General features: G+C 70.5%; 10 protein-coding genes. 5 read left to right on the forward strand and 5 right to left on the reverse strand.

What is annotated here, in order from left to right; translation table 11 throughout:
• Both AC4BGB_RS03645 and AC4BGB_RS03650 read left to right on the forward strand, forming a co-directional pair.
• The gene (locus AC4BGB_RS03645) at window positions 1-1,059 is read left to right on the forward strand and encodes an LLM class flavin-dependent oxidoreductase (protein ID WP_490544805.1); all 1,059 of its coding nucleotides are present in this window, start codon (window positions 1-3) and stop codon (window positions 1,057-1,059) included.
• A 172-nt stretch (window positions 1,060-1,231) separates the two neighbouring features.
• Complete coding sequence (locus AC4BGB_RS03650; RefSeq protein ID WP_490544807.1) at window positions 1,232-3,844, forward strand: ATP-binding protein; 2,613 nt, start codon at window positions 1,232-1,234, stop codon at window positions 3,842-3,844.
• Window positions 3,845-3,878: 34 nt separating this feature from the next.
• Here AC4BGB_RS03650 and AC4BGB_RS03655 read toward each other — a convergent pair whose 3' ends face one another.
• The gene (locus tag AC4BGB_RS03655) at window positions 3,879-6,641 is read right to left on the reverse strand and encodes a helix-turn-helix transcriptional regulator (protein WP_490544809.1); all 2,763 of its coding nucleotides are present in this window, start codon (window positions 6,639-6,641) and stop codon (window positions 3,879-3,881) included.
• A 249-nt stretch (window positions 6,642-6,890) separates the two neighbouring features.
• On the opposite strand from AC4BGB_RS03655, the gene AC4BGB_RS03660 reads away from it, so the two are divergent.
• Window positions 6,891-9,653 (forward strand): ATP-binding protein, encoded by a 2,763-nt coding sequence (locus tag AC4BGB_RS03660; RefSeq protein ID WP_490544811.1) that lies wholly within the window; start codon window positions 6,891-6,893, stop codon window positions 9,651-9,653.
• Window positions 9,654-9,662: 9 nt separating this feature from the next.
• Here AC4BGB_RS03660 and AC4BGB_RS03665 read toward each other — a convergent pair whose 3' ends face one another.
• Window positions 9,663-10,334 (reverse strand): trimeric intracellular cation channel family protein, encoded by a 672-nt coding sequence (locus AC4BGB_RS03665; protein ID WP_490544813.1) that lies wholly within the window; start codon window positions 10,332-10,334, stop codon window positions 9,663-9,665.
• Window positions 10,335-10,366: 32 nt separating this feature from the next.
• Entirely contained in the window at window positions 10,367-11,095 is a 729-nt protein-coding gene (locus AC4BGB_RS03670; protein ID WP_490544815.1) for an alpha/beta fold hydrolase, read from the reverse strand.
• A 269-nt stretch (window positions 11,096-11,364) separates the two neighbouring features.
• Here AC4BGB_RS03670 and AC4BGB_RS03675 point away from each other — a divergent pair, with 269 nt between their 5' ends.
• The gene (locus AC4BGB_RS03675; RefSeq protein ID WP_490544817.1) at window positions 11,365-12,771 is read left to right on the forward strand and encodes an FAD-binding oxidoreductase; all 1,407 of its coding nucleotides are present in this window, start codon (window positions 11,365-11,367) and stop codon (window positions 12,769-12,771) included.
• A gap of 264 nt (window positions 12,772-13,035) precedes the next feature.
• Here AC4BGB_RS03675 and AC4BGB_RS03680 read toward each other — a convergent pair whose 3' ends face one another.
• Window positions 13,036-14,022: a helix-turn-helix transcriptional regulator gene (locus AC4BGB_RS03680; protein WP_490544819.1), complete on the reverse strand. Its 987-nt coding sequence runs from the start codon at window positions 14,020-14,022 to the stop codon at window positions 13,036-13,038.
• A gap of 89 nt (window positions 14,023-14,111) precedes the next feature.
• Between AC4BGB_RS03680 and AC4BGB_RS03685 the strand changes: the two genes are divergently transcribed.
• Window positions 14,112-14,852, forward strand: a complete 741-nt coding sequence (locus tag AC4BGB_RS03685; protein WP_490544821.1) for an alpha/beta hydrolase — start codon at window positions 14,112-14,114, stop codon at window positions 14,850-14,852.
• Between the two features lie 119 nt (window positions 14,853-14,971).
• On the opposite strand, the gene AC4BGB_RS03690 is transcribed toward AC4BGB_RS03685, so the two are convergent.
• Window positions 14,972-15,145, reverse strand: a complete 174-nt coding sequence (locus AC4BGB_RS03690) for a hypothetical protein (RefSeq protein ID WP_490544823.1) — start codon at window positions 15,143-15,145, stop codon at window positions 14,972-14,974.
• Between the last annotated feature and the right edge of the window lie 3 nt (window positions 15,146-15,148).

Genomic DNA, 15,148 nt, shown 5'->3' on the forward strand with positions numbered 1-15,148 from the left:
ATGGAGCTCGGCATCGGCGCCTTCGGTGACGCCAACTGGGACCCCCGGACAGGCACCCGGATCTCGGAGGCCCAGGCGATCCGCAACGTCGTCGAGTCGGCCGTGCTGGCCGAGCAGGTGGGCCTGGACTGGTTCGGCATCGGCGAGCATCACACCCCGGAGTTCCCCGCATCAGCCGGAGCCCCGATCCTCGCCGCCATCGCCGCGCAGACAACCAGGATCAAGCTCTCCACTGCCGTGACAGTGCTCAGCACCGACGACCCGGTGCGGGTCTACGAGCAGTACTCGACGGTGGACGCGATCTCCCACGGCCGCGTCGAGCTGATCGCCGGGCGCGGATCGTCGATCGAGTCCTTCCCACTCTTCGGCCTCGACCTGCGCGACTACGACGAGCTGTTCGCCGAGAAGCTCGCCCTGCTCCTGGAGATCAACACCAACGAGCGCGTCACCTGGAAAGGCAGGACCCGCCCCGACCTCAACGGCGAGTACGTCCCGCCTCGCGCCGAGCACGGGCCCATCCCGATCTGGCTCGGTGTCGGCGGCGACCCCAGGTCAGCCATCCGCGCCGCGGAGCTCGGCCTCCCCATGGCCACCGGCGTGCTGGGAGGCAACGCGATCCGCAACGCCGGGATCGCGACTCTCTACCGCCGGGCGGCCGAACAGTTCGGCAACACTCCTGAGCAGACTCGCATCACCCTCGGATCGCCGGGATTCCTCATGGCAGACGGCAAGAAGGCGCGCGACTTCTGGTGGCCGCACTGGCACCAGTTCATGAAGGTCGTGGGTGAACAGCGCGGCTTCCTGCCTCCCCGGCGTGACGCCTACGACCGCGACACCGGTCCGCTGGGCGGGCTGCTCGTCGGCTCCCCCGAGGAGATCGTCGAGCGCATCCTGCTGATGCACGAGCACTGGGGTCAGGTTCGCTCCTTCATCCACCTCGACATGGGCGCCGTCCCGCAGAAGGAGCTGCTCACAGCGATCGAGCTCTACGGCACCGTCGTCCGCCCGGCCGTCCAGGCCGTTCTCGGCGCAGGTCTGTCCAAAGGTCCTGGGCGATGAGTCCGAGGCAGCAGTGCTCGGGACGAGGTGCCGGACATCGTCGCGACGACGTCGGTGCACGTCCCGTGCGGGGCGGCCCGCCGGGTGCCGACACCCGGAGCCACCCGGATGCGAGCGGCCCCCGATCCGAGGAGTGTGGCCGCACCACGTGGGAGTCATCCGGGGGGTTCTGATGCCAACGATCCGCACACCGGACCAGCGACTGCGCGTCTTCGTGAGCTCGACGCTTGGAGAGCTGGCCAAGGAGCGACAGACGGTCTCGCGCGCCCTGTCGGCGCTGAGGCTCACCCCCGTCATGTTCGAGGCGGGGGCCCGCCCGCAACCTCCCGCCGAGCTCTATCGGGCGTACCTGGCACAGAGCGACGTCTTCATCGGCCTGTACTGGCAGCAGTACGGCCAGCTGGTTCCCGAGAAGGGCGTGTCCGGCATCGAGGAAGAGTTCGAGCTCGCACGAGGAATGCCGAGGCTCCTCTACCTCAAGACTCCCGCTCCCGAGCGAGAACCCCGTCTCTCGGAGCTGGTCCAGCGGATCCAGGGAGAGGCGTCGTACCGCCGCTTCCGTACCTCCGCCGAGCTCAGCCGCCTGGTCCGGGACGACCTCGCGCACCTCTTGAGCGAGCGATTCGCCACCAGCGCACCCGAAATCTCGAAGCGTCCCGCGCCCCTGGCCATCCACCCTGCGCCCGCAGCGGTGTCTCCCGCACCGCTGCCAGTCAGTACGACGCCGCTCATCGGCCGCGAGCAGGCCATCGACGAGGTGGTAGATCTGTACTCGCAGGGTGGACAGCGGTTGATCACGCTCCCTGGCCCCAGCGGCATCGGCAAGACCCGGCTCGCGACAGCCGTGGCCGAGCGGCTCAGCCAGAACTTCGACGGTCAGGCGGTGTTCGTGCCGCTCGAGGACGTGACCGACCCCGGCGGCGTACTACCTCGCATTGCCTGGGCCATCGGTGCCGATCTCGCCGGCGCCTCACCGGTTTCTGCCCTGAGCGACGTCCTCGGTGACGGCCGGTGGCTACTCGTCCTGGACAACCTCGACCGGCTGGTGGAGACAGCCCCGGACATCGCCGCGCTGCTGTCGCGGAACCCCCACGTCTCCGTGCTCGCGACGAGCACGACGGTCCTGGGGGTGCGGGCGGAGCGGATCTACCCGGTCCGTCCCCTTCCTGTTCCGGAGCAGCAGGTGAGTGGGCTCCCCGAGCTGCTCCAGAGCCCTGCCGCCCAGATGTTCCTGGACCGTGCCCGAGCCGTCCGCCCGGACATCGCGCTCACGGACGACCACACCCTCGCCGTCGCAGAGATCTGCCGTCGACTGGAGGGTGTTCCGCTGGCCATCGAGCTGGCCGCAGCCAGGCTCCGGCTCCTCGACCCGGCCAGCGTCTTGCACCGGCTGTCCCGGTCCCTGGACGCCCTCGGCACTGGCCTGGTCGACCTTCCGCCGCGACAGCGAACCCTCCGGGCCACGGTGCAGTGGAGCTTTGACATGCTGGGAGAAGCCGAGCAGTCCCTCGCCGAGGTGCTCTCGGTCTTCTCCGGCGGCTGGACCGTGGAGGCGGCGGCTCACGTCGCCGGCCTCGATGACGACGAGGCCCTGGACCTCACTGAGAACCTGGCCCGGCACAGCCTGCTCTACCTCGAGGGCTCCCCCAAGGGTCCGCGGACTCGGATGCTGCACACTGTCCGCGCCTTCGCTGCAGAACGGCTGGCGGCACGCGCTGATGTCGACGAGATTCGCCGACGGCACGCCGAGTACTACCGCGCGCTCGCCGAGAATGCCGATCAGGCCCTCCGCGGGTTCCGTCAGAGCTCGTGTGCGGCTCTCCTCGCCCAGGAGAACGAGAACATCACCAGCGCAGTCCGCTGGCACCTCTCCCGTGACCCGGAGCCCGTCCCGCGATTGTTGCGGGTGCTGTTGCCGTTCCGGGTGCTGTGGCCGTTCCTCGGCCTCGGGGACGCCATCATCAGTGAGGCACGTTCATGGGTCGCCGAGCTCCTGCCCACGATCGACGACCTTCCGGCCGCCGACCAGGTGGCGGTTCTCGCCGCGTCGCTGGTGTCCGCGCTGGAGGCGGGGGACGTTGAGGCTGCCCGTGCCGCCTGCAGGTGCCTCGCGCCACTGCTCGACGAGGTGGACGATCCCTACCTCGATGCGTTGTCGCGCCTGCTCATGGCCTGGGTCCCGGTGCTGGTGCACGACGCTGACACGGCTGGTCCCGCCCTGGCCACCGCGCTCGAACGGTTACGGCCGCTCGACGAGCCCCTGTGGACGGCCCTTGCCGCGATTACAGCGGGATCGGTCGAGTCGGCCCTCGGTCACCATGACACCGCGCGACGTCACGCCATGGAGGCGCAACGGCTCGCAGGGCGGTTCGACAACCCCTGGCTCGCCACGGTCTCGCGGGTCATCCTCGCGGGCTCGGCCTTGGCGCAAGACGAGCTCGAGCAGGCCAGGGACCTGCTGGAACAAGCGTTGGACCTCAACCTGTCCGGGCAGAGCCTCCACTGCCTATGCATGGTGCTGCAGATGACCGCCGCACTGTCCCTCGCCGTGGGGAGCAGCCAGCGAGCGACCCTGCTGACGGGTGCCGCCCAAGGCCTACGCCGTCGATCGGGTCTCCGGGCCTACGCATCGATGCGCAAGGACGACGATCTGGCAGCAGAGGTCCGCGCGGCAACGGGAGTGGAGCTCTTCGACGAGCTGGTTGCCCAGGGTCGTCGGCTCAGCATGACCGAGGCGCTCGCGCTCACCCGTGACAGTCTCCAGGAAGTTTCCCCGACACCCTGAGTCATTGACATCTGCCACGGTCGGGACGTGCGGCTCAGCGCTTCAATGCTGCTCGGAGCTGCGCTCGGGAAGTGATCCCCACCTTCGAGAACACCTTGTTCAGGTGGTACTCGACGGTCCGGGGACTGATGAAGAGCTGCTTCCCGATAGCCGGGTTCGAGTACCCCTCGATGGCCAGCTCCACCACTTGGGACTCGCGCTCGGTGAGCGCGCCGAGCGTGTCCGGCGTACGGCGGCGAGCCTGCTCACCCGAGGCGCGCAACTCGAGCCACGCTCGCCTCGCGAACACGACGGCACCGGCCGCGTCGAACACCTCGAGTGATTGGCGCAAGGGTCTCCGCGAGTCGACTCGCCTGGTCTGCCGACGCAGCCATTCCCCGTACAGCAAGTGAGTCCGGGCGAGGTCGAGCCTCATGCCGGAGAGCTCCAACTGTCGCGCGGACTCACGGAAGTGCTCCTCCGTCGAGTGGTCATCGGCGAGGAGGGCGAGACAGCGATGCTCAATCCCCAGGGCCCAGGACGATCCGGTCGCGCGGCAGATGGCGCGGATCAGCTCGATCGCCGGCGCCGCCTGGTGTGGTCGGCCTGCCCGCACAGCAGCCTCGACCACCTGAGGCGCCGCCCACGACGAGATGAGCGGCTCGTCGAGGTCGAGCAGACGCTGGGCGTCGCGAAGCGCCGGCTCGTAGCGACCCGCGGCGATGTGGACGAGCGATCGGCCGAGGACCACGACGGGCGTCGCGCTCCCGTCGGCACCGGCAGCGGCATCGCCGCTTGCACCTCGCCAGCCCCTGAGCATGGCCGGCGCCAGCGCCGGCGCGGCCGTGCCGATCCGGCGGGCGAGATCCACCCCCTCCTCCGATGCGGCTGCCGCCCTGTCCGTCTCTGCTCGCCACAGATGGAGGCAGGCCAACAGGTCGAGCGCCCGCGGCAGGCTCGCCAACGCACCGGTCTTCCGAGCGTGGTCGACATCTCGCCGTGCGAGTGTCGCCCACGCCTTCTCGTCCAGCAGGTCCATGGCGATCCGGGTCGCGAACGGGTGTGCGGCCGACTCATCGGCGCACCATGTGTCGAGCGCACGAGCGACTGTGTCGCGACCGGGTCCCACCCCGGTCCCCCACCGCGTGACTGATGCCTGGAGCAGTCGTTCGGCTGCCTTGCCGCCGGCACAGGTGGCCAGCGAGCCGGCTCGGGTGGCGACGAGATGCAGGCCGCCGGCCGCACCGACCCGGCCGGCGGACGTCACTGCGTCGAAAGCTGTCAGGCCGGCCGTCACCGCGCGCTCCGGCTCGACGACATCGATCCGTGCCGCGGCGTCCAGGAGCTCACCAGCTGCGTCCGGATGTCCGGTCCATGCGCGGATCTCCGCAGCCGTCAGGTCTGCGAGGGCCTGCGCGGCGCTGCCTGCGCCCCGCTGCTCGATCTCGGCGACCAGTCGGAGTGCATCGTCGAATCCTCCGCTTCGGCTGTACAGGCGCGCCGCCCCGAGCGCGCGCCGGTCCCGCTCGCACGGATCCTCGCTCAGCAAGGCAGCTCGTTCCAAGAAGACGGCCGCCGCGGCGACACCGCCAGTCCGCCCGACCGAGACGCTCCATCGCTCCAGCGACTCTGCGACCTTCTCGTCGGGGCCGGCGCAGGAGAGTGCCCGGTGCCAGATCACGTGAGCGCCCCTGGAGCTCGGCTCGAGCGACTCCGCCAACACCCGGTGGGCCTCGCGGCGCTGCCCCTCGGACGCGCGGCGATAGACGAGGTGGCGCACGAGCGGGTGGCTGAAGAGCACGCGGTCGCCGACCTCGACCAACCCCGTCGCCTCGACGGCACGCTCCACCCCCGCTCGCAGGCCCGCGACCGAGCATCCCTTCCGAAACGCCGACACGTCGCCCAGCGGCTCCGCCGCAGCAACCAACAGCGCAGCCACGACCTCGTCGGACGACCCCGCCAGGCAGGCACTGACATCGAGGTCCAGGTCCGCGTCCACCTCCGTCACGCTGTCGACGAGGAATCCTCCGGCGAGCGCGGGGACGGTCAGGGCCTGGCCGAGTTCCCGGAGGACACGCGGGTTGCTGTGTGCCTCGGCGAAGATCCTCTGCCGCACCTCGGCGTCCAGCCGCGCCGGCAGCTCACGGCCGAGCATGAGGTGCGCCTCTCCCGGCGCCAGCGGGTGCAGACGCACCTCGTCGAGACCCGCAAGAGCCGCGATCGGCTTGTTCCCGCCGGACGCGAGGAGGAAGGCAACCCCGACACCGACCACGCGCCGAGCAGCGACACCGATCGCCTGCGCAGAGCTCTCGTCGATCCACTCGGCGTCGTCCAGGACGCACAGGACCGGTTGCCCGGACTCCGACGCCATCCCGGCGAGCAGTGAGACCAGACCGAGACCGACAAGTGCCGGATCAGCGGCCGGCCCCGGGGCCAGCCCGAGAGCTGCGGCGAGAGCGGCCGCCTGGGGCGGGGGCAGGTCCGCGATTCGATCCACCAACGGACCACACAGCTGCTGGACCGTGCCGAAGGAGAGACCGGACTCGACCTCGACCCCGGTGGAGCGGAGCACGAAGCAGTCCGACGCGTCAGCGACTGCGTCGTCGAGCAGGTGGGTCTTGCCGCTCCCACGGGCGCCGCGGACGACGATGGCACTCCCCCGTCCCTCGCGGGCGCCGGCGATCAACGCCGCCAATGCCGCTCGTTGTTCCTGGTGCCCGACCTGACACCCTCGGTACGTCCTCGCCGGCCGTGCCCCAGAGGGGGTCTCGGGACCGCGTCGTACCGTCGTCGGACTCGCCGTCATGGTCATGGTCATGGTTCGCCTCCGCAGCTGATGTGCACCCCATGCTGCGTTCCTGCGCGGCCCGGCCGAGTCCCGTGTTCGCGTAGTCCTGCGAGCGAGTGCACGTGGCCGCTGACTACGCGACCTGTACGCGCGACCTGGCGCCCTGCGCGACTCCGGACGGGGGTCGGACGACTCGTTCCCCGTGTACACACGGTTGCGTACACTCCCCGGACATGAGACAAGACTGCCGACTCGAGCGACGAACCGCGGTGTAGACGCGTGGAGCTGCTCGGCCGCGACGCGGAGCTCGGGCCACTCGTGGACCTTCTCGAGGCTGCCCGCGCGGGTCGAAGCGGCGCGGTGCTGGTGTGTGGCGAGGCCGGCATGGGCAAGTCGGCTCTCCTGGCGGCGGTGAGGGAGCACGCCGAGACCGCAGGGATGCGCGCTCGGGAAGTTCGGGGGGTCGCCGGCGAGGCTGACTTCGGGTTCGCCGGGTTGCAGCGGCTCCTCATCCCTTTCATGGACGGGTACGGCGACTTGCCGGGACCACAGCGTGAGGCCCTCGGCGCGGCGATCGGGCTGACGGCCTCGAGCACACCGGACCGGTTCCTGGTCGGTCTGGCCACGCTCACCCTGCTGTCCGAGACCGAGCCCGGGCGCCCCAAGCTGTTCGTGATCGACGACGCCCACTGGCTCGACCAAGAGTCCGTCGCCACCATGGTCTTCGTCGCCCGTCGCCTCCAGGCGGAGTCGCTGGTGATCGTCTTCGGCGCGCGCCCCGAGGGGGCACGCTGGTTCGACGGGATCCCGACCGTCGCGCTGGCCGGGTTGTCAACGGAGGCGACGTGCGAGCTGCTCGCGCGCACCTCCGGCACGGCCGTCGGCGCCGAGGTCGGTCGTCGCGTGGCGACCAGCACGCAGGGGTGTCCCTTGGCCGTCATCGAGCTCGCCGCGGACCTCTCTCCGGCCCAGCTCGTCGGCACCGTCAGACTGCCCGATCCGCTGCCGATCGGCGATCAGCTCGAGGAGCTCTACCTCCAGCGCGTCCGTGCTCTCCCGACCGCGACGCAGCAGCTGCTGCTGATCGCCGCCGCCGACGCCGGAGCGCGCTTGCCCACGGTGCTGTCCGCAGGTGCGGTCGCGGGTCTCAGCGTCGACGACCTGGACGCCGCGGAGGTGAAGGGTCTGGTGGACATCGGCGCCACCATCACGTTCCGGCACCCGCTCGTGCGGTCGGCCGTCTACCGAGGGGCGGCTCCGGTCGATCGCCGGCGGGCCCACGCTCTCCTGGCCGGAGTGACCGATCCGGAGGCCGAGCCCGACTCATGGGTGTGGCACCGGGCGCGCTCGGTCAGTGGCACGGACGACGACGTGGCAGCCGCCTTGGAGGCCCGGAGCCGCGAGGCCGAGCGACGCGGGCGCTACTCGGCGTACGCCGCACTACTGTCGCGCGCCGCTGAGCTCACCCTCGACGCACGCACTCGCGCGCGGCGCACCCTCGCCGCGGCGAACGCCCACTCCCTCGCCGGCGCGCCGGGCGAGGCCAGCATGCTCCTCGAGACGGTGCGTCTCGAGCACAGCGATCCACTCACCCAGGCCCACGCCAAGCGGCTCCAGGCCAAGCTCACCTCGGCCCCCCGGCCAGTGGGCACACTGCCGATCCTGCTCGATGCCGCACGATCGCTCGAGACCGTGGACCCACCGCTCGCGCTCGAGACCTACGCAGAGGGCCTCTATCAGGCCGCCATCAGCTCTCACCTTGTCGACCGTGCCCTGGTCGAGCAGCTCACGGCGTCCGCGCTCGCATCCCTGGAACGCGACCCGTCCTCGGTCGTCGCCGACCTGATCCGGGCGCTGGCCGCGCGTCTCGTCGGTGGCCACACCGACGCGGCCGGCCTGATGCGCACTGCGCTGCGATCGATGCGCACGGCGCTGCGACCAATGCGACGATCCGATGCGCCCAGCAGCTTCCACATCTGGACGTCGGTCGCCGCCATCCTGGCTGCAGAGCTGTTCGACATCGACGGGCACCGCGAGTTCATGGCCCAGAATGCTTCCCTCCAGAGGTCTCGCGGGGCTCTCCGCCCTCTGCGCACGACGTTGGAGGCACAGGTTCAGTCCGAGACGTGGTGCGGCAGGTTCGGGACGGTTGAATTCCTGTTGGCGGAGGCTGACGAGATCTCCCGCGCCATGGGTGACGACAACATCGTGTGGCGACAGCTCATCCGCGCGGAGTCCTCGGCCTGGCGTGCCGACGAAGCAGAGTGCCGAGCCATCATCGAGCTCATGCGCTCCCCCGCCGTCGAGGCGACGGGCAACGGGCTCATGGTCAACGCCGCCCACCTGACCCTGACCCTCCTCGAGAACAGCCTGGGCAACTACGCGGCCGCGCTGGACGCCGCGTGGCCTCTCCTCGAACGAGGCCCGGTGGTGGACCTGCGTTCCTTCGCCGAGATCGTCGAGGCCGGTCACCGGTGCGGCCGGGAAGACGCTGCCAGTGAGGCTCTCCAACGGCTCGAGCGGATGTCGGCAGCCTGCGGCACCGCTTGGGCAGCCGGACTCCACGCCCGTGGGTCCGCGATCATGGCGGGTGACGACGCAGAGCCGCACTTCGCCCGCTCCATCGCGGAGCTCGGCAGCACTCCGGTCTGGCCCGACCTCGCCAGGAGCCGACTCCTCTACGGCGAGTGGCTGCGACGGCAGAACCGACGCAAGGACGCCAGGGTGGAGCTCACGGCGGCTCATGACATGTTCGCCGAGATGGGAACGACTCGCTTCGCCAACCGCGCGGCCAGGGAGCTCGCGGCGACCGGGGCCACCGTCCGGCGACGGGCCTCACCAGCGCGCACCGAGCCGCTGACGCCGCAGGAGGAAGCGATCGCGCAGCTCGCTGCCGGCTCGGCCACCAACCGGGAGATCGCCGCCAGCCTGTTCCTGAGCGCGAGCACCGTCGACTACCACCTCCGCAAGATCTACCGGAAGCTAGGCGTCAACTCGCGCAGAAAGCTGGCCGTCGCACTCGACGAACGTTCGGGCCGGTGATCTGCCCGGTCAACGACCCGGCACGCGCACCGAGTGCGCTCCCACGACCAGGGCGTGTTGCTCGGGAAAGCTCCAGCCGAACCGCACGGCGAGCAGCCGGATGACGGTGGTCAGCACGACGCTCGCGATCGCCGCGTCAGACACTGCGGCGCCAGCCGCCACGAGTCCGACCAGCAGTGCGGAGCCCGCTGCCGCAGCAACCGCATAGAGGGAGCCGACGTGCAGCAGCGCAACCGGCAGGCCGAGCATCAAGTCACGTAGCACCGAGCCGCCGACGGCCGCAACGGCGCCCACGAGCACCGCGGGAACGGCCGGCACCTCCAGGGTGAGAGCTTTCGATGTGCCGATCGCGCCGAAGAGTCCGATGGTCAGGGCGTCAAGCGGCAGGATGACCGGCTCGAGGCGAGCGAACAGCCGCTGCAGTGACATCCCTAGTAGGGCGGCCACGACAGCGACGAGGACGTACCAGTGGCCGCGGATGACGACCGGCGGCTCCCCGAGCAGGAGGTCTCGCAGCACGCTGCCGCCGAGGGCGAGCCCGACGCCGACCAGGACGGCGCCGAGGACGTCGATCCTGCGGTCGGTGACGGCGCCGGCGAAGAGCGCGCCCTGGAGCGCACCGAGTCCCGCTGCGGCCAGCTCGGCCCAGAGCGGGATTCCGAACAGCATGATCTCGGCCATCCGGTCTCTCCTCCTGCTCGGGTCCAGCTCGGTCAGCGAGCGGTCTTCTCCGCGGCCTCGAGGATGACGTCGGTGACGACCTGGGGCTGCGAGACCGTCACCGCGTGGGACGCCTGGACCTCGACCAGGTGGGCGCCCGCACGGTCGGCCATGAAGCGCGACAGCTCCGCCGGCACGGCGAGATCCTGCTCCGCCATCAGGACCCAGGACTCGATCGACTTCCACGCCGCCCGCGTCGAGGGCGCCTCGAACGCGGCCAGCGCGAGGGGCCTCTGGGTGACCGCCATCTGCTGAGCCACATCGGCGTCGACGTCGGCGCCGAACAGCGCGTGGAACCGCTCCTGGTCGATGTAGAGATCAGGAGCCGTCCCACCGTCCGGAGTGGGGTAGGGGACCGGCTGCGCGGCGTCGCCGAGCTGCGCGCCCGGGAACTTGGTGACGAGGTCGACCAGGGTCTCCCCCGGCTCGGCGAGGAAGCTCGCGACGTAGACGAGAGCGGTGACGTTCGGGTGGCCCTCGGCCGCGTGGCTCATCACCACACCGCCGTACGAGTGGCCCGCGACGACGATGGGGCCCTCGATGCTGTCGAGGACGCTGCGTACGTACGCGGCATCACCCTCGATGCTGCGCAGCGGGTTCGCCGCCGCGATCACGCGGTGCCCGGCCTCCCGCAGCGCCTTGATGGACCCGTTCCAGCTGGAGGAGTCCGCGTAGGCGCCGTGGACCAGGACGATGGTCTGCTTCTGTGCGGTGGTGTGCATGGCACGTTCCTTTCGTTGAGAGGCGCTGGGTGCGCCCCAGGCTCAGTAAGGAGCGTTGCGCTGGTCGCCGGGCGCGGCATCCGGGTCATGCCCAGGGGGCTCCCGAGTCCACCCCCGTGCGCCCCAGGGCACGCGGGTGCGGACCGGGGGGTGCACGGGGGCGACCAGCGGCCTGGTCGAAGAGGCTCATGGCCTACGGAGGTCGTTCTCGAACCCCAGGCTGCGGAGTTCGCCCCCGCCACCGAGCACCACCACACAGGAGCAAGATCATGACCAGCAACCACCTGCCCGGATTCCTCGACCAGCTCCGGCGCGTCGGCTACACCGGGGCCGTGTCCTTCCCGGGCGACGACTCCTATCTGGAGGGCCGCACGGCCTGGAACCTGAGAGCCGACCAGCTCCCTGCCGCCGTCGCCCTCCCCGAAGATGCCGAGGACGTACGGCGCCTGGTGGTCGCTGCCGTCGCCGCCGGTCTGCGGGTGGCCCCGCAGAGCACGGGCCACAACGCCACGCCCATGGAGTCGTTGCACGATGCCGTCCTCCTCAAGACCAACAGGCTTCAGGACATCGTGGTTGACGCCGAGCGTCGTACGGCGACCGTCGGCGCGGGCGTGCTGTGGGAGGACGTAGTGACTGCAGCCGGCAAGCAGGGGCTGACCGCACTGCATGGGTCATCACCCAACGTCGGTGTCGCGGGTTACCTCCTAGGTGGCGGACTCTCCTGGTTCGCCCGGTCCCACGGACTGGCGAGCAATCACATCGTGGGGATCGACATCGTCCTGGCCGATGGCAGCCATGTGCGCGCAGACACCGAGAGCAACGTCGAAGTGTTCTGGGCGGTGCGCGGTGGGGGTGGCAACTTCGGCGTTGTCACCTCCATCGAGATCGAGCTCATCGAGGTGGAGTCGGTGTATGCAGGCATGATGCTGTGGGACCAGGTCCATGCAGAACAGGTCCTACGAGCGTGGCGGGACTGGGCGGCCACCGCACCGGCGAGCGTCACCACGTCCTTTCGTCTGATGAACTTCCCGCCGCTCCCTGACATCCCCGACTTCCTCCGAGGGCGTCGCGTCGTGATCGTCGATGGCGCCGCACAGACCGACGAGACCCTCAGCTCCGAGCTGTTCGCACCGCTGCGTGACCTTCAGCCCGAGATCGACACGTTCGCCATCACCGCCACGGACGCCCTCGTCCGCCTCCACATGGACCCGGAGGACCCGCTTCCGGTGGTCTCCGACTCAGTCGTCCTGGCATCGCTCGGCGACGACGCGGCCAGTGACCTGCTAGCCGTCGCTGGACCCGACGCGCCGCCTGCCCTGCTGATCGTCGAGCTCAGGCAGCTGGGTGGCGCTCTTGCTCACCCCCATGACGGCGGCGGCGCGATGAACCACCTGCCTGGTGAGTTCCTACTGTGGGCCGGGGCGGTTGTCCCGACAGACGAGGCGGAAGCCGCCGGGCGCAGAGACGCTCGAGCGGTCGTGGACGCGGTGTCGCGCCACGGTGTGCGAGCGCCATACCTGAACTTCGTCGAGAACCCCACCGACGTCCGGCAGGCCTTCGACCCACTCACCTGGCGCCAGCTCGTGGGGATCAAGTCCGCGATTGACCCCACCCCCGTCTTCGTCGCCAATCACCCCATCCCGAGACTCTTCGAGGATGGAGCACCGACGACCTGACGTGCTGCGGGCCCCTCGGCCTGTGCTGATCCGCCCCGCGTGTGCCGCCCTCCAAGGACCAGGTCTGGGGCCCGACGCCGCGTGGACGGTCAGAAGGTGCTGGTGGGCCTCGTCCTGACCGGGCTCGACGAGGAGTACGCCACGGCGCTGCTTGATAAGAGAGTGGGCGCAGCCCGTGACCCAGCAGTCACCGCACGCCTCCTGGCCGGGACCGGCGGCAGCCCGTGGGTGTCCGCGCCGCTCAGCACCCGGGCCCCGTGCCGCCTACTGCGAGTCCGCGACCTCGGCGGCGGTACGGCGCTCGGCGCTGAGCCGGAGGCGGTCGGACAGGGCGAGCACCTCGTCGCGCAGGGCCGCCGGGGTGATCACCTCGAAGTCCCAGCCGAGGCCGGCCAGCATGCGGGCCATCCCGTCCAGGCGCTCGGCACGCGTCTCGAGGAGTACGCCGCCAGGGTGCTCGCTCAGCCGGCCCATGGTCCGGGGCAGCCGCTCCCCCGCCTCCGCGAGGGTGGTCCGCAGGACGACCGAGACCTCGTGCGCCCACTGGACCGCCGCGATGCCCGACACGACCTGTGCCGTGGCGTCGAAGTCGGCAGGTACGACGAAGGAGCCGTCGCCCTGCTCGACCGACGCGATGCGGTCCAGACGGAAGGTCCGCACGTCGTCGCGGCCGTGATCGTGTCCGCTGACGTACCACCGGCCGGAGTGGAAGACCAGGCCGTACACATCGAGCTCACGCCGCGATTCCCGCCCGTCCCAGGCGGTGTAGGTGATCACGACGGTGCGCTGCGCTCGCGCGGCCGAGGCGAGATCGAGCAGCGTGTCGACGCCAGCGGGAGCGGAGGCGCGTACCGGGGTCGTGAACTGCGCGGTCGACAGCAGGCTGTCGAGCCGTTGGCCGAGGGCCCGCGGCAGGACGCGCGACACCTTCGCCAGCGCGCTCGCCGTGGCTGCCTGTTCGGTGGTGCCGAGGCCAGCCCGTTCTGCGGCCCTCAGGCCGAGTACGACGGCGACCGCCTCGTCATCGGTCAGCATCAGCGGCGGCAGCTTGTAGCCCGCCGAGAGCCGGTAGCCGCCGTACCTGCCCCGCTGCGACTGGACCGGGATGCCGAGGTCAGCGAGGTGCTCGGCATATCGGCGGACCGTGCGCTCGTCGACGCCGAGCCGGGCAGCGAGCTCACCGACCGTGCGCTGTCCGCCCGCCTGGAGCAGCTCCAGCATGGCCAGCACGCGAACGGTCGGACGCGTCATGGACCCTCCTCGGTGCGCCGGAGACTCTGGACCAGCATTCTCTGAATACCGGGCGGGGACTGCCCGGAATACAACCTAGCGTCGAGGTCATGAACACCACCACCTATGTCCTGATCCCCGGCTTCTGGCTCGGCGGCTCGGTCTGGCGCGCCGTCGCGGACTCGCTGAGGGAACGCGGCCACGTCGTGTACGCCGTCGACCTGCCTGGCATGGGCGAGCGCGCCCACCTCGCCTCGCCCGAGACCGATCTGACCACCCACATCGACGACGTCGTGGACCTGATCGAGGAGCACGACCTGCACGACGTCGTGCTCGTCGGCCACAGCTACGGGGGCCTGGTGGCGACCGGCGCGGCGGATCTCGTGCCCGCGCGGGTCGCACGTCTGGTCTACGTCGACTCGGGTCCCCTGCCGAACGGCGTCGCGCAGGCCGACTTCGAGGGTCCCGAAGCGCGCGCCGCCAACCAGGAACTGGTGGCCACCCACGGCGAGGGCTGGAAGCTGCCGCCGCCACCGTGGGCAGCGCTCGCCGCCGACGTGCCCGAGGTCGACGACGCTGCGGTCACCGCGCTGGTCGAGGACTCCCGGCCCCAGCCCTGGCTCACCGCCACCGAGCCGGCTGCGGTCACTGGCGCCTGGAAGCAGCTACCGCGAACGAGCGTGCTCTGCAGCTTCAGCCTCGAGCAGCTGCAGCAGCTGGCACCACGCACGCCGGTGCTCGCAGAGATGGTCGAGGGCGACTGGACCTACGTCGAGCTGCCGACCTGGCACTGGCCGATGGTGAGTCGACCGGCGGACCTGGCCGCGGTGCTGGACTCGCCCCGCCACTAGGTGCTCGCCCACCAGTCGATCCATCGGCGGGCCGTTCTCCACGGTGTCGGGGCACCAGAAAGGGCACGGTCGAGAACGTCGTTCCCGACCGTGCCCCAACTCAGGAGCTGAGCTGTCGCTCACCACTCGCCGTTGCGCGGGACCACCCGCCACAGCGCCGTGGCTGCGGCGATCAGCGCGAACACCGCGAGCACGATCCAGCCCCATTCCGCGCCGGAGAGAGCCAACGCTCCAGCTCCAGCCATCCCGGCCGGGACGGTCCCCGGCACCAGGGTCGACGGGGTGTCATACATCAG

The organism is Nocardioides sp. Z30_9 (genome assembly GCF_058215735.1).

Coding starts and splice junctions, on each gene's coding strand:
- AC4BGB_RS03650 (WP_490544807.1), top strand. CDS start 1,232: ATGCCAACGATCCGCACACCGGACCAGCGACTGCGCGTCTTCGTGAGC.
- AC4BGB_RS03690 (WP_490544823.1), bottom strand. CDS start 15,145: ATGTATGACACCCCGTCGACCCTGGTGCCGGGGACCGTCCCGGCCGGG.
- AC4BGB_RS03685 (WP_490544821.1), top strand. CDS start 14,112: ATGAACACCACCACCTATGTCCTGATCCCCGGCTTCTGGCTCGGCGGC.
- AC4BGB_RS03670 (WP_490544815.1), bottom strand. CDS start 11,095: ATGCACACCACCGCACAGAAGCAGACCATCGTCCTGGTCCACGGCGCC.
- AC4BGB_RS03665 (WP_490544813.1), bottom strand. CDS start 10,334: ATGGCCGAGATCATGCTGTTCGGAATCCCGCTCTGGGCCGAGCTGGCC.
- AC4BGB_RS03680 (WP_490544819.1), bottom strand. CDS start 14,022: ATGACGCGTCCGACCGTTCGCGTGCTGGCCATGCTGGAGCTGCTCCAG.
- AC4BGB_RS03655 (WP_490544809.1), bottom strand. CDS start 6,641: ATGACCATGACCATGACGGCGAGTCCGACGACGGTACGACGCGGTCCC.
- AC4BGB_RS03675 (WP_490544817.1), top strand. CDS start 11,365: ATGACCAGCAACCACCTGCCCGGATTCCTCGACCAGCTCCGGCGCGTC.
- AC4BGB_RS03645 (WP_490544805.1), top strand. CDS start 1: ATGGAGCTCGGCATCGGCGCCTTCGGTGACGCCAACTGGGACCCCCGG.